We start from the raw sequence: 19,513 nt of genomic DNA on the forward strand, positions 1-19,513 counted from the left end.
AGCCCCCGTTTCCGAGGGTTATCCCAAAGCCTAGGGCAGGTTGCTCACGTGTTACTCACCCGTTCGCCGCTCGAGTACCCCGAAGGGCCTTTCCGCTCGACTTGCATGTGTTAAGCACGCCGCCAGCGTTCGTCCTGAGCCAGGATCAAACTCTCCAACAAAAACCTGTTGAACAATCCATCCCGACAACAAAAAGTGTTGCCAAAGGAATCCCCACCAGACCGGCAAAGCCGACCCAGCGCGGGGTATCAAACTACTTGGCACTGGCTTATCAAGCACCCTGTTGAGTTCTCAAAGAACAACCACACACCATCCGGAGCCCTACACTGTAGGGCTGCCTTCCGGGGCAACCTCTCTAACTTACCCGATCTCATCTTTGCTGTCAACCCTGTTCCCAAGGTTTACGCTCAGATTTGCTCGGGCCCACGGCGACGCACGCCGAAAAACGGCGGTCGTTTCTGTCGTGGAGAGCCGCAGACCGGCCGATCGCCGCTTCGCGGCCACCCGCCCGGCTCCTGCCGGCCCCAGCACTCTACCCGGTCGGCTTCGCGATCGCAACCCCGTCTCACCGGAGTCGCCCCGCACCGCCCGGACCAGCCTCGCTCGGCGTCTCCGCCGCGAGCCTGTGCCCGCTCTCAGCCGGTTTGTCCGGCCTCCCGCGTGCAGAGAGAAAGTTACGCGTACGGCCTCGGGAAGGCAAATCAACGCCTGTCACTGTCCCGACGGAAAGGGCCCCGCCACGCACACCGAAATCGCGCCCGCGCATGTCAGAGTGTCTGGCATGGATGACGCCCTCCCCCGCCAGGCGACGCCCCTCGCCGAAGAAGCCCTGCTCGGACTGCTGCTGCCGTTCTGGCAGCTGGTCATCGGCGCCGTGGTGGTGGCCGTCATCCTGCTCTCCGTGGGCCGGCTGGCGCGGCGTGGACGCTCGCGGATGTCCGCCGCGCTGCTCATCACGGCCACCGCCATCGCCGGGCTCACCGTGCTGGGGGTGCTCCTGCAGAGCTGACCCACGGGCCCGGGCGCTTCAGAGCCGGCGGTTCGCCAGGCTGGGCAGCTCGGTGCGAATGGTCCGGAGGCGGTCCAGGTCCAAGTCGACGACGGTGAGACCGGGACCGTCCGGCACCTGGCCGAGGACCGTCCCCCACGGGTCGACGACCATGCTCCGGCCGAAGCAGGTGCGCCCCGGCTCGTGGTCGCCGGTCTGACCGGCGGCGGCGACGAAGCACTGGTTCTCGATGGCCCGCGCCCGCAACAGGACCTCCCAGTGGTCGCGCCCGGTGTGCACCATGAACGCGGCCGGCACCACCAGCAGCGTGGCACCCCCATCCGTGGCCAGGTGCCGGTACAGCTCCGGGAACCGGAGGTCGTAGCAGATCGACAAGCCGACCCGGACGCCCTCGACGTCGACCACCACCGGCTTGTCTCCCGGCGCCACCGTCGCCGACTCCAGGTATGACACCCGGCCGGGGATCTCCACGTCGTACAGGTGGATCTTGCGGTAGGTCCCGACGAGCGCGCCCGTGCGGTCGAAGAGCAGGGAGGTGTTCCAGGTGTGGTCCCGATCCGGGCCCGCCTCGTGGAACGACCCGGCGTGCACCCAGATGCCGAGCCGCCGGGCGACGTCGGCGAAGAACCGACCCACCGTGCCGTCCACCGGCTCGGGCGCCGGCATCCGGGCTGCGGTGCCGAGATAGTCGACATACTCCGGGAGGACCGCCAGGTCCGCGCCGGCCGCTGCGGCCCGGACCAACAGGGCCTCCGCGGCCGCGAGATTGGCGGCCCGGTCGTCGCGGGAGTTCAGCTGGCAGACGGCGACACGCATGACCCTCAGCGTACGGCTGGCGGGGCCCCCGCGACAGCCTCCACCGCCGGCGGAGGGGTCGTGCACCCTCCCCGCCGGACGGGGAGGGTCAGGCGGACTTCTCCTCGCGGTCCCGGCGGGCCCGGCGGCCGGTGAACTCGCGCGGCACGATCGTGGGGTTGACGTTCTCCAGGACCACCTCGCGGGTGATCAGCACCCGGGCGGCGTCGGGGTTGCTCGGCACCTCGTACATCACGGAGAGCAGGACCTCTTCCATGATGGCGCGCAGGCCCCGGGCCCCGGTGCCGCGCAGCATCGCCTGGTCGGCGATGGCCTCCAGGGCCGGCGGCTCGAACTCCAGCTCCACGCCGTCGAGCTCGAAGAGGCGCTGGTATTGCTTCACGAGGGCGTTGCGCGGCTCGGTGAGGATCCGCACGAGGGCGGACCGGTCGAGGCTGCGGACGTTGGTGATCACCGGAAGCCGGCCGATGAACTCGGGGATCAGGCCGAACTTCAGCATGTCCTCGGGCATGACCTGGCTGAAGATGTCGTCGGTCGACCGCTCGGAGACCGAGCGGAGCCGCGCGCCGAAGCCCGTCCCGCCGTGGCCCGTGCGGGCCTCGATGATCTGGTCGAGGCCGGCGAAGGCGCCACCGCAGATGAACAGCACGTTGGTGGTGTCGATCTGGATGAACTCCTGGTGCGGGTGCTTACGCCCGCCCTGCGGCGGCACGTTGGCCACCGTGCCTTCGAGCATCTTCAGCAGCGCCTGCTGGACGCCCTCGCCGGAGACGTCCCGCGTGATCGACGGGTTCTCCGACTTGCGGGCGATCTTGTCGACCTCGTCGATGTAGATGATGCCGGTCTCGGCGCGCTTGATGTCGTAGTCGGCGGCCTGGATCAGCTTGAGGAGGATGTTCTCGACGTCCTCGCCCACGTACCCCGCCTCGGTGAGGGCGGTGGCGTCCGCGATCGCGAAGGGGACGTTGAGCATCCGGGCGAGGGTCTGCGCGAGGTGGGTCTTGCCGCACCCGGTCGGACCGAGCAGCAGGATGTTGGACTTGGCCAGCTCGACGGCGTCACTGCCGGAACCCGGCGCGCCGGCCGCCTCGGCCTGGATCCGCTTGTAGTGGTTGTAGACGGCGACCGCGAGCGCCTTCTTTGCCTGGTCCTGGCCGACCACGTAGTTGTCGAGGAACTGGCAGATCTCCATCGGCTTGGGAAGCTCTTCCCACTTCACCTCGCCGGACTCGGCCAGCTCCTCCTCGATGATCTCGTTGCAGAGATCGATGCACTCGTCGCAGATGTAGACCCCGGGGCCCGCGATGAGCTTCTTCACCTGCTTCTGCGACTTGCCGCAGAAGGAGCATTTGAGTAGGTCGCCGCCGTCACCGATCCGTGCCACCTACGTTCTCCCTGCACTCATCGGCCGGTGCACCGGCCATGACCTGCGGACGCTGCGCTCCGTCCGTCTCCGTTCGCTCGCCGGACCGTCCCGACGCAGCGGTACGGGCCCGACGTTACCCGCTGGCGGGGGTTTCTCCGACCCCCAAATCGGGCGTGTCAGAGGTCGGCCGGGAACGCGCCCGGCCGACCCCCGACCCCATGCTCGGCTCAGCTGGCCGCGTTGACGGCGAGCAGCCCCTTCTTGCGGCTGGTGAGGATCGTGTCGACCAGCCCGTACTCCTTGGACTCCTCGGCCGTCATGATCTTGTCGCGGTCGATGTCCTTGCGGACCTTCTCCACGGGCTGGTTGCAGTGCCGGGAGAGCATGTCCTCCAGCTGCGTGCGCATCCGCAGGATCTCCCGGGCCTGGATCTCGATGTCCGAGCCCTGCCCGTAGCCGCCCTCGGTGGCCGGCTGGTGGATGATGATCCGCGAGTTCGGCAGCGCCATCCGCTTGCCCGGCGTGCCGGCGGCGAGCAGCACCGCGGCGGCGCTGGCGGCCTGCCCCAGGCAGACGGTGGAGATGTCCGGCCGGACGTACTGCATCGTGTCGTAGATCGCCGTCATCGCGGTGAACGAACCACCCGGCGAGTTGATGTACATGATGATGTCGCGGTCGGGGTCGGTGCCCTCGAGCGTCAGCAGCTGCGCCATCACGTCGTTGGCGGACGCGTCGTCCACCTGGACGCCGAGGAAGATGATCCGGTCCTCGAAGAGCTTGTTGTACGGGTTGGACTCCTTCACCCCGTACGACGTGCGCTCGACGAACGACGGCAGGACGTAGCGGTTGTGCACGGCCGCGAACTGGGGCGGCAGGCTCAGGTCGGTCATCGTCAGCTCCTCGGTCAGCTCAGGGTCCCGGCGCCTTCCGGAACCTGCGCGGCTCCGGTGATCACCTTGTCGATGAAGCCGTAGTCCATGGCCTCCTGGGCGGTGAACCAGCGGTCGCGGTCCGAGTCCGCCTCGATCTGGGGCTGGGTCTGGCCGGTGTGGAAGGCCACCCGCTCCTGGAACATGCGCTTCGTGTACAGCATCTGCTCCGCCTGGATGGCGATGTCCGACGCGGTGCCGCCCATGCCGCCGGACGGCTGGTGCATCATGATCCGCGCGTGGGGCAGGGCGTAACGCTTGCCCTTGGTGCCCGCGCAGAGCAGCAGCTGCCCCATGGAGGCGGCCATGCCCATCGCCACCGTGGAGACGTCGTTGTCGATGTACTGCATCGTGTCGTAGATCGCCATGCCCGAGTAGACCGAGCCGCCGGGCGAGTTGATCCAGAGGAAGATGTCCCGGTCCGGGTCCTCCGCCGCGAGCAGCAGCAGCTGCGCGCAGATGCGGTTGGCCACCTGGTCGTTCACCTCGCTGCCGAGGAAGATGATGCGCTCCCTGAGCAACCGGTTGTAGACCGAGTCGTCGAGGTTGCCAATGTTCTCGCCACCGCGGGCATCGATCGCCCGGAGCGGCTTCGCTGGGATGTGCATGTCGGTCATGGCAGCCCTTCGCTCTCCGTACCGTCCTACCCGACACTAACCGCTCGCCCGGGCGGCAGAGTCCCGGTCGGGGCGCTTTTCGCTCTCAGCGCAGCCCCTCCGAGACGTACCCGGAAAAGGGCTCGGGCCGCCGCCCACCGCAACCGGTGGACGGCGGCCGCACCCGAGGTGTCAGTGCTCGTGGTCGTGGGCCTCTTCGCCCTCGGCGCGGATGGCGTCGAGGCTCACCTCGTTGCCCGCCGTGTCCTTGATCTTGATGCGCTCCATCACCGAGGCCAGCGCCTTGCCGCGCCGCACGTCGCCGAAGACGGCCGCCGCGCTGCCCGAGCGGACGAGCTGGTCGTAGTACTGCTGCGGGGGCATCCCGGCGCGCTGCGCGCGGTGGACGATCTCGTGGCCGAACTCGTCGTCGGAGACCTGGACCTCCTCGGCGTCGGCCAGGGTGTCCAGCAGCAGCTGGATCTTGACGCCGTCGGTCGCCGCCTCGTTGAGCTCGGCGTCGATCTGCTCCTCGGTCTTCTCCTCGGCCGCGAGGTATTCCTCCAGGGAGGCGCCGATCCGCTCCAGCTGGTCGATCATGGCCTGCTTGCGGCCCTCGACCTCCTCGCGCACGACGCCCTCCGGCGCCGGCACCCCGGCGGCCTCGACGAGCTGCTCCAGGGCCTTGTCGCGGGCGGCATAGATCTGCTCGACCCGCTTGCCCCGGGTGACCCGCTCGCGCACGTCGGCGCGCAGCTCCTCGATGGTGTCGAACTCGCTCGCCATCTGGGCGAAGTCGTCGTCCAGCTCCGGCAGCTCCTTCTCCTTGACCGTGCGCACGGTCACCGCCACCTCGGCGTCCCGGCCGGCGAAGTCGCCGCCGACGAGCTGGGTGGTGAAGGTGGTGCTCTCGCCGGCGGCGAGGCCGACGAGGGCCTCGTCCAGCCCCGGCAGGAGCTGCTTGCTGCCGACCTCGTGGGAGATGTTGGTCGCCGAGCCGCCCGGGACGTCCTCGCCGTCGACCGTGGCGTTCAGGTCGATCTGCACGTAGTCGCCCTCGGCGGCGGCCCGCTCGACGGTCTTCAGGGTGGCGAACCGCTCGCGCAGGTTCTTCACCTGCTCCTCGATCTCGCTGTCGTCGATCTGGAGCTCGTCGACGGTGACCTCGATCGAGTCGAGCTCCGGCAGGGTGATCTCGGGCCGGACGTCCACCTCGGCGGTGAAGTTGAGGGAGTCGCCGTCGTTGAACTCGGTGATCTCGACCTCGGGGCGACCGAGGGTCTTCAGGTCGTGCTCGCGGACCGCGGCGAGGATGTTCTGCGGGATGGCCTCCTGCACCGCCTCGTTGAGGACGGTGCCCCGGCCCACCCGCTGGTCGATCACGGCGGCCGGCACCTTGCCCCGCCGGAAGCCGGGCACCTGCACCTGCGAACCGATCTCCCGGTACGCCTTCTTGAGGCTCGGCTCGAGCTCGACGAACGGCACCTCGATGGCGAGCCGCACGCGCGTCGGGCTCAGAGTCTCGACGGTGCTCTTCACAGGCGTACTCCTTGACGGATCTCAGTTGAGTCTGGGCGTGATTCAGCCCATCGAGTGTAGGCGAGCCGACGCGGCCCCTCGGCAGCGCCCGGGGCACCAGGTGGGAACCGGCGGCTCCCAGGGGTGCCCCGGCCGCGGACGACAGTCGGGGTGGCGGGATTTGAACCCACGGCCCCTCGCTCCCAAAGCGAGTGCGCTACCAAGCTGCGCCACACCCCGTGGCGACGAGAAGTGTATGCCGTCGAGGCGCGGCGGGGGTGCCGGGGCCGGACGCGCCGCCTCCGCGCCGCCTCCGCGCCGTCATGTCGGCGACATCGCGGTATCCCGGGGCGGGGATACCGCCACCTCCCCGGCATGACGTGGATCATGGATACGCGCGGACAGGATGCGCGCCGAACCGGGGCACCGGGTAGGCTGTCGGCGCACCCCGTGCACCGGGGCGCACGCGGGCGTAGCTCAATGGCAGAGCTTCAGTCTTCCAAACTGACGGTGCGGGTTCGATTCCCGTCGCCCGCTCCACACCCTCCGGCCCAGCTTCAGGAGTGGTTCTCCCTGAACCCGGCCGGTCGCTGTTCCTTCGTTGCGGCTCCGGGTCCCGGTTCGTTGTCAGCCCGGTCGGCGGACCGCCGCCCGTTCGCGGTGGCCCGAGCAGGGCGACGACCGCCGCCACGACCCTCTCGACGGCCGGAGCCGCGTCGTCCGACGTGTCGACTTCGACGACGGCGTCGACGCCCTCCGGCGGTGCGAAGATCGACCGCCCCATCTCGCCCCGCCGGAACAGGGCGAGAAGTTGCTGGTCGACAGCCCCGCCACCGGCCGCCCGCGCAGCCAGTCGCCGGCCGATGACCGCCTCCCGGGCGACGACGTGCACGGCCAGCACGCGGCTGCCACCCGCGAGCAGCGCGCGCAGCAGGTCGTGGGACAGCACCGAGGACTCGACGACGAGGCTCACCCCGGAGGCGGCGAGCAGCCGGGCCGCGTCGACCATCACGGCTTCGGCCCGGAGGCTGACGGGACCACCGGCGACGTGGAAGTCCCCGGCGAGCCGTACCCGACCGTCCTCGCCGACGGAGGCGGAGGACAGGGCGAGACCGGTCTTGATCTCGTCGCGGGTCAGGAACGGGATGCCGAGGTGACCGGCCGTCGCGGAGGCGACGGTCGTCTTCCCGGCGCCCGGGCACCCGCACACCGCGATCACCACCGGCCGCTCCCGCACTGACATCCGCCGATACTGACCGGCCAGGACGTTCCCGGCTACCGGGGTCGTCGTCAGGACGGGGTACGCGACCACTGCTGGTTGGTGGCACCGCTGCAGGCGTACTGCTGGATGTCCGCGCTGTCGCCGGTGCCGGCGTTGACCACGTCGAGGCACTTGCCGCTGTGCCGGGCCCGGAGCTGGAAGTAGTCGCCGGTAGCGGCCCACTGCCACTGCTGGTTGGTGCCGCTGCCGCAGGTGTACTGGATGATGTTGGCGCCGTCGGCCGTGGACGCGTTGGCGACGTCGAGGCACTTGCCGCTGTTGGCGTTGACGACGCGGAAGTAGCCGCCGCCGGCGTCCTGGAACTCCCACTTCTGGTTGCCGCCGCCGTTCCAGGTGTACTGCCTGACCTCGGCGTTGTTGGCCGTGGAGTAGCCCACCACGTCCATCACCCTGCCGCTGTGCCGGGCGGTGACGCGGTAGGAGGCGGGCGAGTTGCCGGTGACCGTCCCGGTGGCCGTGTCGATGGTGACGGACGGGTACCAGGTCAGGCTCATGCTGGTGCTGGACGGGAAGGCGATCGGCAGCCAGACGTACTGCGAGTCGCCGACGGGGCCGCCCCAGGCGCCCGCCCAGCGGTCGCCCAGGTACAGGTAGCTGGTGGTGGAGGTGCCCTGGATGGGCAGCACGTAGGCCGGCTGGGAGCTGAACGTGTTGCTGTTGCCCACGTCGGTCCAGCCGCTCCACGGCCCGGAGATGCTCGGCGCGGTGGCGTACTTCGCCTGGTTGGGGCTCCAGCCCGTCGCTCCGGAGGTCAGCAGGAAGTACGTGCTGCCCCGCTTGAACATCGCGGGCGCCTCGCGGTGGGCGCCGTCCCAGAAGTTGCCCACGAGGGTGGCGACGTTCAGGTAGTCCGAGGTGAGCCGGTAGATGTGCAGGTCGTAGTTGTCGTCGGCGGCCGAGATCATGTACGCCGTACCGTTGTCGTTGTAGAGCGTGATGTCGCGGGACATGTGCTGTCCGAGCGGCCGGAAGCTGCCGTGGTAGGTGTAGTTGCCGTCCACGGTGGCCGACGAGGCCACGGCGGCCCGCGCCTCGTTGTAGTCGGAGCCGTTCTCCTTGTGCATCCACATCACGTACCGGCCGGTGCTGGCGTTGTAGATGACCTTCGGTCGCTCGATGTTGGCGCGCTGCAGCTCGGCGGCCGACGACTGGGTCAGCACGTTGTTGCGGAACTCCCAGGTGCGCAGGTCGGTGGAGCGGTAGACGGAGACCGCCCGGAAGGTGTTGTCGGCGTTGCGGTTCTCGCCGAACCAGTAGTAGTAGTCGCCGACCTTGAGGACACCGCCGCCGTGGGCGTGCACCACTGCGCCACCCGTGTCGGTGAACTGGGTGCCGTTGGTGACGGTCACCGGGGCGGCCGTGGCCACGGTGGTCGGCCCGACCACCGTCGCGATGGCCACGGTGAGCGCCATTCCCAGCGACAGGAGACGTCCGCCTCTGCTCATCCGATCGTCCTTCCGTCGGTCAGGACGGCCGCGCCGACCTCGACATCCGCCGCAGGGCCCCGACGCCGCGACGCGGCCGAGGCTGGGCTGCACGTGCATTAACCCATCGATGGTCACCCATGCGCAACAACTCGGTAACCGGAGTGTGGGACGCCCGCCGCCGGATTACCCTCGTGCGGTGCGGAAGCGGACACGCGTCGTCCTCGGACTGGTCACGGCCGTCGCGCTCGCCGCGCCGGTCGCCGTCGCCGGCGTCCACCTCACCCACCGCCGCGACGAGGACGGCTACCTGGCGTACCTCAAGGAGTACGGCGATCCGCACAGCGACGCCCCGGTGCCGGTGCTGCCGCCCGCCGCCGACCTGCTCGCCGAGGGCGACGCGGCCTGCGACTGGATGCGGGAGCAGCCGTACGCGCTGTGGCGGACCGCGCCGCGGTACCACTTCATCGCCGTCTACGAGCGCTACCTGCAGCGTGTCTCGGGCCGCCCACCGCGTTGGGGCACCGGCCTGCCCGACATCAACATGGTGGTGGCGGGCGCCTGGGCGTACCTCTGCCCGGCCGACTGGGAGCTACGGCAGCCCCGGCGCCGCCCCTTCGCCCCCGAGCCGGACTGAAGCACTGACCGGGCTGACGGTTAGCGGCCGCAGGTCAGCGTGGGGACGCCGGCCGCGCCGCTGGACCACACCATCATCCCGAACGTCGTCGAGGCGCCGGGCGCCAGCGTGCCGTTGTACGACGCGTTGCGGACGACGACGTCGGCCCCGCTGGTCTCCGCCACCCCGTTCCAGGCCGCCGAGATGCGCTCGTCGCCGGGCCACCGCCAGGACACCCGCCAGCCCTGGACCGGTTCGCCGCCGCTGGCGCGCACGGTGACCGTGGCGGTGAAGCCGCCGATCCACCGGTTGTCGACGGTGGCGGTCGCGGTGCACACCGACTGCTCGGTGGTGCGGGCGGGCCCACCGATGACGTACGGGTCCTTCTTGCCGTCGGGCTCGCTGAACCGGAACCAGTAGTCGGTGCCCGGGGTCAGCCCGCCGATGGTCACCGTCCCGTTGCGCTCGGGCCCGGTGAGTGCCTGGGCTGCGGGGTTGCGCCACTGCTCGGCGTCGGAGCGGCTGGTGAAGAGGAGGACCTGCATCGGCGGGTCGTAGCCGCAGGGCGGGCTGAGCAGCATCGTGTAGGTGATGGTCAGGCTCGTCGTGGTGGTCGCCGTCACCTGACCCCAGATCGGCAGGGCCGGCGGGCACGCCACGGTCGGGGTGGGGACCGGCGGCGCCGGGGTCTGCATCGGGGCGGGGGGCGCGGCGGCGGCGCCGGCCGCGCCGGCCCAGGTGGCCAGGGTCAGGGGCGCGGCGGCGAGCACCACGCCGGGCATGCGGAACATCCGTACCTCCTCGGATCGCGGGACGCGCCGACCGACTGGCGGGCAGCGGTCGGCGGCGGTCGCCGGGAGGGCGGCCCGGCGCCGGATGGCCCTGCCACCCCGCGCGCCTTCCCAGGCTGGTTCGGGGCTTCGCGCCGGCTCCCGGGCGCGCGACCCAGCGACAGCCTTCCATTCGATAAACGTCGATGCAATAAGCCGTTCCGGTCGGGCGCGGGCAGCCGTCAGGACAGCCGCCGGCGCGCGGTCAGGCCGGCCGGCGTTCGGCGTTCAGGCCGTCGACGACGCGGGTGGCGATGCGCTCCAGGGCGCGTACCTCGTCGGGGTCGAGCTGGTCGAAGACGAGCCGCCGGACGGTGTCGACGTGCGCGGGCGCGGCGGCTTCGATGGCCGCGCGGCCGGCGGCGGTGAGCACCACGAACGCGCCCCGGGCGTCCTGGGGGCACTCCTCGCGGTCGACCAGGCCCCGGCGCTGCATGCGACCGAGGTGGTGCGACAGGCGGCTCTGCTCCCACTGGAGGTCGCGTTGCAGCGCGAACGGGCGCAGCCGCCCGTCGGGGGCCTCGGCGAGCTGGACCAGCACGCCGTAGTCGGCGAAGGAGAGCCCGGAGTCGGCCTGCAACTGCCGCCCCAGCCGCGCGGCCACCTCGGCCTGCATGCGCAGGTACGCCCGCCAGGCGCGCTGCTGGTCGTCGTCGAGCCATCGGGTGCCGGTCATGACCCCAGCGTACCAGTGATGCATGACACGTCATGGACGGAATGAATGATGCGTCATGTAGGTTGAGGCCAACGTACATGACACATCATGAGACCCCGGAGGAGATCGAGATGAGCACCGCAACCGGCGCCGACCTGGCCCAGCTGACCGGCACCTACACCATCGACCCGAGCCACACCCGCATCGGCTTCGTGGCCCGGCACGCGATGGTGACCAAGGTGCGCGGCGCGTTCAACGAGTTCGAGGGCTCCGTCGCCTTCGACGCGGCCGACCCCGCCCGCACCGACGTGCGGGTGACCATCCAGGCCACGAGCATCGACACCCGCAACGCCCAGCGCGACGCGCACCTGCGCAGCAACGACTTCCTGGACATGGAGACCCACCCGGAGATCACCTTCGTCTCCACGGCGTTCCGGCAGACCGGCGAGGACACCTTCGACCTGACCGGCGATCTGACCGTCAAGGGCGTCACCAACCCCGTCACGATCCCCTTCACCTACGAGGGCGCGGCCAGCGACCCGTTCGGCAACCTGCGCCTCGGCTTCGAGGGCGCGGTGACGATCAACCGCAAGGACTACGGGGTGACCTGGAACGCGGCGCTGGAGACCGGCGGCGTGCTCGTCAGCGAGAAGATCACCCTGGAGTTCGAGGTCTCGGCGATCAAGAACGCCTGACCCCGCTCCCCCTCCCACCAGCGGCCCTGAGAGGACATCCCATGAGCGCCACGCTGACCCCCCGGGTGGACATCCGCCGGGCCGACGACCGGTACAAGACCGACATCGCCTGGCTCGACTCCAAGCACTCGTTCTCGTTCGGCAACCACTGGTCCCCCGACAACACCCACCACGGGCTGCTGCTGGTGAACAACGACGACGTGGTCCGGGCGGGCACCGGCTTCGAGACGCACCCGCACCGGGACATGGAGATCGTCACCTGGGTCCTCCAGGGGTCGCTGGTGCACCAGGACTCCACCGGCCACTCCGGCGTGATCTACCCGGGGCTGGCCCAGCGGATGAGCGCCGGCACCGGCATCCTGCACTCGGAAAAGAACGACTCGTGGCGGCTCGGCGGCGAGCGGCACACCGAGCCGGTGCACTTCGTGCAGATGTGGGTGGTGCCCGACGAGCCCGGCGTCACCCCCGGCTACGAGCAGCTGGAGATCGGCGACGAGCTGCTCACCGGCGGCCTCGTCCCGGTCGCGTCGGGGATGGACCGGCACGCCGACGCCGCCGCCATCCGGATCCGGAACCGGTACGCCGCCCTCTACGCGGCCCGGCTCCAGCCCGGCCAGAGCGTGCAGCTGCCCGAGGCGCCGTACCTGCACCTGTTCGTGCCCCGGGGCGCGGTGACCCTCGAAGGCTCGGGCGCGCTCGGCACCGCCGACGCGGTCCGCTTCACCGCCACCGGCGGGCAGCAGGTCACGGCCACCGAGCCGGCCGAGATCCTGGTCTGGGAGATGCACGCCACCGTCGCCGGCTGAGCCGGCACAGCGGCGGCCACGGGACCGGTGTCCGGCCTGCGTACGATGCGGGGCCGGACATCGGCTCGTCCCGGCGGAGGTAACGGCAGATGGCAGGCCAGCACGACGGGTTCGCCCTCGGCGTCGACCTCGGCACGTCCAACACCGTGGCCGTGCTGCGCTGGCCGGACGGGCGGACCCGCCCGCTGCTGGTCGACGGGCAGCCGGTCATCCCCTCCGGCGTGTACGCCGACACCGACGGGCGGCTGCACGTCGGCCGGGACGCCCGGCGGCTGGCGCAGGCCGACCCGGGGCGCTACGAGCCGAACCCGAAGCGCCGCATCGACGCCCCGACCGTCGCGCTGGGCGACCGCGAGTACGCCCCCGCCGACCTGCTCGCCGCGATCCTGCACGCGGTCGGGCAGGCGGCCGTCGCCGCGGTCGGCTTCCTGCCCCCGGCGGTGCTCACCTGCCCGGCGTCCTGGGACGACGCCCGCCGGCAGGTCCTCGCCGACGCGCTGCTGCGGGCGGGCTGGCCGCAGGCCGCCGAGCACACCCTGTCCGGCCCCACCCCGCCCGGCACCCGGCTGCTGCGCGAGCCCGTCGCCGCCGCCCGCTACTACGCCCAGGTGCTGCGCCGGCCGGTGCCCGTCGGCGGCTCGATCGCCGTGTTCGACCTCGGCGGCGGCACCCTCGACGTGGCGGTGCTGCGCAACGAGGGGGCCGACCCGTGGGGCGACTCGGGCTTCACCGTGACCGCCACCGGGGGCGTGCCCGACCTGGGCGGGCTGGACCTGGACGCGGCCCTGGTGGCCCGGCTGGGCGAGCGGGTGTCCGCCACCGACCCGCAGGTGTGGCAGCGGCTCACCCGGCCGGCCGACGCGCCGCAGTGGCGCGACCGGCACCAGCTGTGGGAGGGCGTCCGCGAGGCGCGGGAGATGCTGTCCCGGGCGACGGTCGCGCCGGTGGTCGTGCCGGGCCTGCCGGCGGTCGTCGAGCTGACCCGCGAGGACGTCGAAGGCGTGGCCGCCCCGCTGCTGGCCCGGGCCGTCGCCGAGACCCGGCGGGTGATCGCCGCCGCCGGCCTCACCCCCGACCGGCTCGCCGGCCTGTTCCTGGTGGGCGGCCCGACCCGGATGCCGCTGGTGGCCCGCATGCTGCACGCCGAGCTGGGCGTCGCACCGACCGTGCTGGAGCAGCCGGAGCTGCCGGTGGCCGAGGGGGCGCTGACGGACCTGCCGACCCCCCGCCCGGCCCCCGCGTCGCCGCCCGCCCCGCCCGGCGCTGCTCCGGGGCTGCCGTCGACCGTGCCCGCCCCCGCCGGGACGCCGGCCACCGCGTGGGGCGGGCCCATGCCCGTGTCGCCGCCCGCGCCCGTGCCGCCGACCGTGCCCGGATCACCCGCCGCGCCCGGGTCACCCGCCACACCCGGGTCGCCTTCGGCCGCCCGCCGACGGCGCGCGCTGTGGATCACGGTGGCGGCGGTGCTCGCCCTCGCCGGGGTGGGCGTCGGGGCCGCGCTGTGGTTCACCCGGGACCGCTACCCCGGGCTGGAGTTCCAGAACCTGGCCGAGGTCGAACGCGTCCCGGCCGGCGAGGACCGGCCGGTCGAGACCCTCACCGCGCTGCTCGGCGACGTCGGCTACGCGGCGTACCCGCTGCCGGACGACCGGCTGGAGATCGTGGCGCTCGACGCGGGGACCGGCCGCACCCGGTGGCGCACGCAGACCACGCAGACGGCGCAGCAGTGGGACGCGCTCGTCGCCGTGCCCGGGGCGGTGGCGGCCTTCGCCGACCCGATCGGCGTCGACGCGCCCCGCGAGCTGGTGGTGCGCGACGCCGCCTCCGGCGGGCAGCGGTGGAGCCGGAGCATCGGCGACGACGACCGGGTGATCTTCGGGCGGGACGTGGCGGTGCTGGTCGACACCACCGGGAACCGGCTCGTCGGGCTGCGGATGCGCGACGGGGCGCAGGTCTGGACCGAGGACAACCCGCGCGACTCGTCCGGCAACGCCCGCAGCGCCGTGCTGCCCGTCGAGACCGCCGAGGCGGCCGGCGGGCCGGCGTACGCCGACGGGACGCCCCGCGACCCGTGGCGGGGCAAGGCCGACCGGCTCGTGCAGATCGGCGCGGACCGCTCGGCCCGGCTGATCGACCTGGTCGAGGGCACGGTGCTGCGCAGCTGGCCCGCCGTCGCCGACCTCGACGACCCGATGGTCGCGCGGGACGACCGGCTGTACGTGGTCGACGACGCCGGGGCCGGCGGCTACCGGCTGCTCGGGTACGACCTCACCCGGGTGGCCGAGCCGACGGTGCTGCACAGCGCCGCCGACGACGGGCGTCGGGTGGCGGCGCTGGTGGCCTGCGGCAAGCACCGGGCGTGCCTGTTGGAGGCCCCGGCCGGCGACGCGGACCGCGCCGAGGTGGTGGCCGTCGCGGAGGGCGAGAAGGCGAGGCGCTGGGCGACGCCGGGGGCCAGGGAACTGGTGCCGGTGGGCGCGCACCTGATCGTGCGGCGGCAGTTCCCGGAGGCGACGTCCACGCTGTTCGACCCGGCGGGCCGCGCGGTGCTGCGCGACCGGAGCGGGGTGGCCGTGCGGCTGGACGCGGGCAACGTGCTGGTCTTCGCCGACCCGCTGAGCGGCGGCGAGGCCAACCGCAGCGTCGCCGGGCTGGCCGTCGGCGGCACCGGCCCGGTCGAGCTGGGCCTGGCCGAGGACGTACGCAGCGAGTCCTGCTCGTGGAACACCAGCGTGCTGCTGTGCGGCGCGGCGAAGGACTTCGTGCTGTACCGCTTCGCCCCGACGCCCTGACCCTGCGCACACACGGTGGTGGATCGCCGCCCGGCCCCGCCCGCCGGTGCGGAGCGGACGGAGCCGGGCGGCCGTCAGTCGGCCGTCAGTCGGTCCTGGCGAGGTCCCGGAAGACGGTGAGCGTGGCCGGGTCGTCGATGGTGGCCGGCACCGGCTCGTCGCGCCCCTCCACCAGCCCACGCATGGTGCGGCGCAGGATCTTGCCGGAGCGGGTCTTCGGCAGCGCCGGCACGACGGTCACCCGGCGGAACGCGGCGACCGGGCCGATCCGCTCCCGCACCAGGGCCACCAGCGCGGCGGCGAGGGCGTCCGGTTCCACCTCGACGCCGGCCTTGAGCACCACGTACCCGCTGGGCACCTGGCCCTTCAGCGCGTCGGCGACGCCGATCACCGCGCACTCGGCCACCGCCGGGTGCCCGGCCAGCACCTCCTCCATCGCCCCGGTGGAGAGTCGGTGCCCGGCCACGTTGATCACGTCGTCGGTGCGGCCCATCACGTACAGGTAGCCGTCGGCGTCGAACCGGCCGCCGTCGCCGGTCAGGTAGTAGCCGTCGAAGGTGCTCAGGTACGACCGCACGTACCGCTCGTCGTCGCCCCAGAGGGTCGGCAGGCAGCCCGGCGGCAGCGGCAGCCTGATCACGATCGAGCCGTCGACGCCCGCCGGCACCTGTTCGCCCCGCGAGTCGACCACCCGCACGTCGTAGCCGGGGACCGGCACCGACGGCGAGCCGGCCTTGATCGGCAGCGGTTCGAGGCCGCGCGGGTTCGCCGCCACCGGCCAGCCCGTCTCGGTCTGCCACCAGTTGTCCACCACCGGCACGCCCAGCCGCGCCCCGGCCCAGGCGAAGGTGTCCGGGTCGAGCCGCTCCCCGGCCAGGAACAGCGTGCGCAGGCTGGTCAGGTCGTACCGGCGGATGCGGGTGCCGTCCGGGTCCTGGCGGCGGATCGCCCGGATCGCGGTGGGAGCGGTGAACAGGGCGGCCACCCGGTGCTGGGAGACGACCCGCCAGAACGCCCCCGCGTCCGGGGTGCCGACGGGCTTGCCCTCGTAGAGCACCGTGGTCGCCCCGGTGAGCAGCGGGCCGTACACGATGTAGGAGTGGCCGACCACCCAGCCGACGTCGGAGGCGGCCCAGAAGACGTCGCCCGGCCCGATGTCGAAGACGTTGGCCATCGACCAGCGCAGCGCCACCGCGTGCCCGCCGTTGTCGCGTACGACGCCCTTGGGTCGGCCGGTGGTGCCGGAGGTGTACAGCACGTAGAGCGGGTCGGTGGCGGCGACGGGGACGCAGTCGGCGGGCTCGGCCCCGTCGAGGGCGTCGTCCCAGCTGACGTCGCGGCCGGGGGTCAGCGGGGCGGGATGCTGGGGCCGCTGCACGATCACGCACCACTGCGGGGCGTGCTCGGCCTCGGCGAGGGCCGCGTCGAGGATCGGGTGGTAGGGCACGATCCGGTCCACCTCGATGCCGCACGAGGTGGCCACGACGACCTTGGGCCGGGCGTCGTCGATGCGGACGGCCAGCTCGTGCGTGGCGAAGCCACCGAACACCACCGAGTGCACCGCGCCGATCCGGGCGCAGGCCAGCATGGCGACCACCGCCTCCGGGACCATCGCCAGGTAGAGCAGCACCCGGTCGCCCCGGCCGACCCCGAGCCGGCGCAGTGCCCCGGCGAACCGGGCGGTCGCATCAAGCAGCTCGGCGTACGTGTAGGTGCGGGTGACGCCGGTGACCGGGCTGTCGTGGATCAACGCCGGCTGGTCGCCCCGCCCCGCCGCCACGTGCCGGTCCAGGGCGTTGTGGCAGGTGTTCAGCTCCCCGTCGGGGAACCAGCGGTACAGCGGGGCCCGGGTGTCGTCGAGGATCCGCTGCGGGGGCCGGTGCCAGTCGATCTCCGCCGCCGCGTCCCGCCAGAATCCCGTCGGGTCGGCGATGCTCCGCTCGTACGCTGCTCGATACGCGCCCATCGGGCCATGATCGCCGGGGGCGGCGGGTGAGGACGACGGCCGATCGGCTCCGGTGCGCCGGACGTACCCCCCGGGTCGCCGAACGGCGCTGCGGCCGCGCGCCGAACCCGGGCCGGACGGTCGGCCGGTCCCGCCGGGGCGGATGAAGGCCCGCCGGGTGGGTATGCGGCGTCGGCCTGGTGAGGAACGGCCCGCGTCGCGCGGGCCGCGACGGCGACGCCCGGGCGGCCCGGCCCACGGCCGACCGCCCGGGCGCACCGGGGACTCAGTTGCCGGTGACCCAGTTCCAGGCGGAGACCACCCACTCGGTCTGCTGGAGGTAGGCGACCCCCAGGCCGACCAGGAAGACGGCCGTCACCAGGTGGGCGCCGCGCGCGCTGCGCCGGACCCGCCCGAGCTGCCGCTCCAGGACGACCCGGCCGAGCAGCCGGGACAGCCCGAACAGACCGGCGGCGACCAGCAGGCTCAGCAGGAAGGTGAGCACCGGCGCGCCCAGGTTGCCCCGCCCGGAGATGGCCCAGATGCCCCAGCAGACGAAGGCGAAGAGGGCACCGGCGGCGCTCCACTCGCCGCCGACCCGGAGCTGGTTGAGGTGCCAGCTCAGCGGCCGGCGGGGCGCCGACACGTTGGACCACTGCCCATCGTGCCCGTCGTGGCCGCCGTGCTCGACGGTGGGGAACTGCTCGGTGCGCGGCGGGCGCCGCTGGCCGACGGACGCCACGCCCCGGCGGAAGGCGTCGGGCTGCGGCGGCACCCCGACACCCGGCTGCGGCGGCACCTCGACCGTGCGCTCCGCCCACGGCTGTGTCTGGTCTGCCATCTCGTGTCCTCCCCCTGACCGATGCCGGCGTCGCCGGCCCGCCATCTCCGAGGGTAACCAGCCGGCAAATCCGCTCGCCCGTGCGTGCGCCGTGGGATAGACACGGGCGATGACCGATACTGCGCTGCCGATCACCGTCGGCCGGGCCGGCGGCTTCGACGAGCTGGCCCGCCTGTTCGAGATCGCGTTCCACACCACCCTTCCCGCCGAGACGCGCGAGGCCGAGCGAAGCATCTGGGAGCCGCAGCGCAGCCTGCTGGTCTTCGACGGCGCGGACCTCGTCGCGTCCGCCGGGGCGTACACCCGGGAACTGACCGTGCCGGGGGCGGTCGTCCCCGCCGCCCACGTGACCATGGTCGCGGTGCTGCCCACCCACCGCCGCCGCGGCCTGCTCACCCGGCTCATGCGCCGGCAGCTGCGCGAGGTGCGCGACGCCGGCCGGGAGCCGGTGGCCGTGCTGTGGGCCAGCGAGGGCCGGATCTACCCCCGCTTCGGCTACGGCCTCGCCGCCCAGCAGCTCGCCGTCGAGTGCACCACCACCGAGCTGCGGCTGCCCGCCCCGACCGCCGCCGAGGGCCGGCTGCGCCTGGACCGCCCGGCCGCGCGGCAGGCCGAGCTGGCCCGGGTGTACGACCGGCAGCGCGCCGACCGCCCCGGCTGGTCCGACCGGGACGACCGGTGGTGGCGGTACGTGCTCGGTGACCCGGCCGACCAGCGCGACGGCGCGACGGAGCGGCGGGTGCTGCTGCACGAGGCCCCGGACGGCGAGGTCGACGGGTACGCGCTGTGGCGCTCCCGGCTCAGCCAGGACGCGGGTGGCGTGTGCGGGGTGACCGTCGTCGACGAGGTGGTGGCCGAGAACGCGACGGCCCGCCTGGCGCTGTGGCGGCTGCTGCTCTCGCTCGACCTGACCCGCCGGCTGTCCTACCGGGGGCCGGTGGACGATCCGCTGCTGCGCCTGGTCAACGAGCCGCGGCGGCTGGAGCCCCGGGTGTCCGAAGCGCTGTGGGTGCGGGTGGTGGACGTGCCGGCCGCCCTCGCCGCCCGCCGGTACGCCGCCGTCGTCGACATGGTGGTCGAGGTGACCGACGAGCTGCTGCCGGAGAACGCGGGGCGCTGGCGGCTGACCGGCGGCCCGGACGGCGCCCGCTGCGTGCCCGCCGACGCCCCGGCCGACCTGGCCTGCGACGTGCGGGCGCTCGGCGAGCTGTACCTGGGCGGGGTGGGGATCACCACGCTCGCCGACGCCGGGCGGGTCGCCGAGCTGCGCCCCGGTGCGCTCGCCGCCGCCGGCCCGGCCTTCTCCTGGCACCGGGCCCCGTCGGGGATGGGCGTCTTCTGACACCCTGGTTGCGTCGGGCCGGCCCGGGCGGGGCGCGGGGGCGGTCCCGGG

At 72.7% G+C, this 19,513-nt stretch carries 16 protein-coding genes, 2 tRNA genes, 1 rRNA gene and 1 pseudogene; 7 read left to right on the top strand and 13 right to left on the bottom strand.

The window, feature by feature from the left end:
- Positions 1–161 (bottom strand): 16S ribosomal RNA (locus GA0070558_RS16545); the annotation flags it as partial.
- Positions 162–781: 620 nt separating this feature from the next.
- On the opposite strand from GA0070558_RS16545, the gene GA0070558_RS16550 reads away from it, so the two are divergent.
- Positions 782–1,009: a hypothetical protein gene (locus GA0070558_RS16550; protein WP_077938703.1), complete on the top strand. Its 228-nt coding sequence runs from the start codon at positions 782–784 to the stop codon at positions 1,007–1,009.
- A gap of 18 nt (positions 1,010–1,027) precedes the next feature.
- Here the strand turns inward: GA0070558_RS16550 and GA0070558_RS16555 are convergent, their stop codons facing one another.
- From GA0070558_RS16555 to GA0070558_RS16580, 6 genes are all read right to left on the bottom strand, one after another.
- Positions 1,028–1,825 (bottom strand): carbon-nitrogen hydrolase family protein, encoded by a 798-nt coding sequence (locus GA0070558_RS16555; RefSeq protein WP_091280831.1) that lies wholly within the window; start codon positions 1,823–1,825, stop codon positions 1,028–1,030.
- A gap of 88 nt (positions 1,826–1,913) precedes the next feature.
- Entirely contained in the window at positions 1,914–3,209 is a 1,296-nt protein-coding gene (gene clpX, locus GA0070558_RS16560; protein ID WP_043966350.1) for an ATP-dependent Clp protease ATP-binding subunit ClpX, read from the bottom strand.
- Between the two features lie 209 nt (positions 3,210–3,418).
- Positions 3,419–4,081, bottom strand: a complete 663-nt coding sequence (locus GA0070558_RS16565) for an ATP-dependent Clp protease proteolytic subunit (protein ID WP_091280835.1) — start codon at positions 4,079–4,081, stop codon at positions 3,419–3,421.
- A gap of 14 nt (positions 4,082–4,095) precedes the next feature.
- Positions 4,096–4,737 (bottom strand): ATP-dependent Clp protease proteolytic subunit, encoded by a 642-nt coding sequence (locus GA0070558_RS16570; protein WP_091280838.1) that lies wholly within the window; start codon positions 4,735–4,737, stop codon positions 4,096–4,098.
- Between the two features lie 171 nt (positions 4,738–4,908).
- On the bottom strand, positions 4,909–6,255 hold the full coding sequence (tig, locus tag GA0070558_RS16575) for a trigger factor (RefSeq protein ID WP_091280842.1): 1,347 nt from the start codon (positions 6,253–6,255) through the stop codon (positions 4,909–4,911).
- A gap of 145 nt (positions 6,256–6,400) precedes the next feature.
- Positions 6,401–6,474 (bottom strand) — tRNA-Pro (locus tag GA0070558_RS16580).
- Positions 6,475–6,700: 226 nt separating this feature from the next.
- Between GA0070558_RS16580 and GA0070558_RS16585 the strand changes: the two genes are divergently transcribed.
- A tRNA-Gly gene (locus GA0070558_RS16585) sits at positions 6,701–6,774 on the top strand.
- A gap of 337 nt (positions 6,775–7,111) precedes the next feature.
- On the opposite strand, the pseudogene GA0070558_RS35000 reads toward GA0070558_RS16585, so the two are convergent.
- Together GA0070558_RS35000 and GA0070558_RS16595 are read right to left on the bottom strand one after the other, a co-directional pair.
- Positions 7,112–7,477: pseudogene (locus tag GA0070558_RS35000) on the bottom strand (P-loop nucleotide/nucleoside kinase family protein); the annotation flags it as partial.
- Between the two features lie 47 nt (positions 7,478–7,524).
- A complete protein-coding gene (locus GA0070558_RS16595; RefSeq protein ID WP_091280845.1) occupies positions 7,525–8,961 on the bottom strand; it encodes an RICIN domain-containing protein in 1,437 nt (478 codons plus the stop codon).
- Positions 8,962–9,139: 178 nt separating this feature from the next.
- Between GA0070558_RS16595 and GA0070558_RS16600 the strand changes: the two genes are divergently transcribed.
- Positions 9,140–9,577, top strand: a complete 438-nt coding sequence (locus GA0070558_RS16600) for a hypothetical protein (RefSeq protein ID WP_091280850.1) — start codon at positions 9,140–9,142, stop codon at positions 9,575–9,577.
- A 20-nt stretch (positions 9,578–9,597) separates the two neighbouring features.
- Here the strand turns inward: GA0070558_RS16600 and GA0070558_RS16605 are convergent, their stop codons facing one another.
- Both GA0070558_RS16605 and GA0070558_RS16610 read right to left on the bottom strand, forming a co-directional pair.
- On the bottom strand, positions 9,598–10,347 hold the full coding sequence (locus tag GA0070558_RS16605; RefSeq protein WP_091280854.1) for a cellulose binding domain-containing protein: 750 nt from the start codon (positions 10,345–10,347) through the stop codon (positions 9,598–9,600).
- A 244-nt stretch (positions 10,348–10,591) separates the two neighbouring features.
- Positions 10,592–11,062 (bottom strand): MarR family winged helix-turn-helix transcriptional regulator, encoded by a 471-nt coding sequence (locus tag GA0070558_RS16610; protein WP_091280857.1) that lies wholly within the window; start codon positions 11,060–11,062, stop codon positions 10,592–10,594.
- A gap of 110 nt (positions 11,063–11,172) precedes the next feature.
- On the opposite strand from GA0070558_RS16610, the gene GA0070558_RS16615 reads away from it, so the two are divergent.
- From GA0070558_RS16615 to GA0070558_RS16625, 3 genes are all read left to right on the top strand, one after another.
- Positions 11,173–11,736: a YceI family protein gene (locus GA0070558_RS16615; RefSeq protein ID WP_043966316.1), complete on the top strand. Its 564-nt coding sequence runs from the start codon at positions 11,173–11,175 to the stop codon at positions 11,734–11,736.
- A gap of 41 nt (positions 11,737–11,777) precedes the next feature.
- Positions 11,778–12,542 carry a pirin family protein gene (locus GA0070558_RS16620; protein ID WP_091280862.1) on the top strand — a complete coding sequence of 255 codons (765 nt, stop codon included), beginning with the start codon at positions 11,778–11,780 and terminating at the stop codon, positions 12,540–12,542.
- A gap of 89 nt (positions 12,543–12,631) precedes the next feature.
- Positions 12,632–15,334 (top strand): Hsp70 family protein, encoded by a 2,703-nt coding sequence (locus tag GA0070558_RS16625; RefSeq protein WP_091280868.1) that lies wholly within the window; start codon positions 12,632–12,634, stop codon positions 15,332–15,334.
- An 85-nt stretch (positions 15,335–15,419) separates the two neighbouring features.
- Here the strand turns inward: GA0070558_RS16625 and GA0070558_RS16630 are convergent, their stop codons facing one another.
- Both GA0070558_RS16630 and GA0070558_RS16635 read right to left on the bottom strand, forming a co-directional pair.
- The gene (locus tag GA0070558_RS16630) at positions 15,420–17,300 is read right to left on the bottom strand and encodes a propionyl-CoA synthetase (RefSeq protein WP_091280871.1); all 1,881 of its coding nucleotides are present in this window, start codon (positions 17,298–17,300) and stop codon (positions 15,420–15,422) included.
- Positions 17,301–17,565: 265 nt separating this feature from the next.
- The gene (locus tag GA0070558_RS16635; RefSeq protein ID WP_091280873.1) at positions 17,566–18,120 is read right to left on the bottom strand and encodes a hypothetical protein; all 555 of its coding nucleotides are present in this window, start codon (positions 18,118–18,120) and stop codon (positions 17,566–17,568) included.
- A gap of 109 nt (positions 18,121–18,229) precedes the next feature.
- On the opposite strand from GA0070558_RS16635, the gene GA0070558_RS16640 reads away from it, so the two are divergent.
- Positions 18,230–19,462, top strand: a complete 1,233-nt coding sequence (locus GA0070558_RS16640) for a GNAT family N-acetyltransferase (RefSeq protein ID WP_091280876.1) — start codon at positions 18,230–18,232, stop codon at positions 19,460–19,462.
- Positions 19,463–19,513: the final 51 nt, after the last annotated feature.

It is taken from the genome of Micromonospora haikouensis, assembly GCF_900091595.1.
In the GTDB taxonomy this organism is placed as follows: Bacteria; Actinomycetota; Actinomycetes; order Mycobacteriales; family Micromonosporaceae; genus Micromonospora; species Micromonospora haikouensis.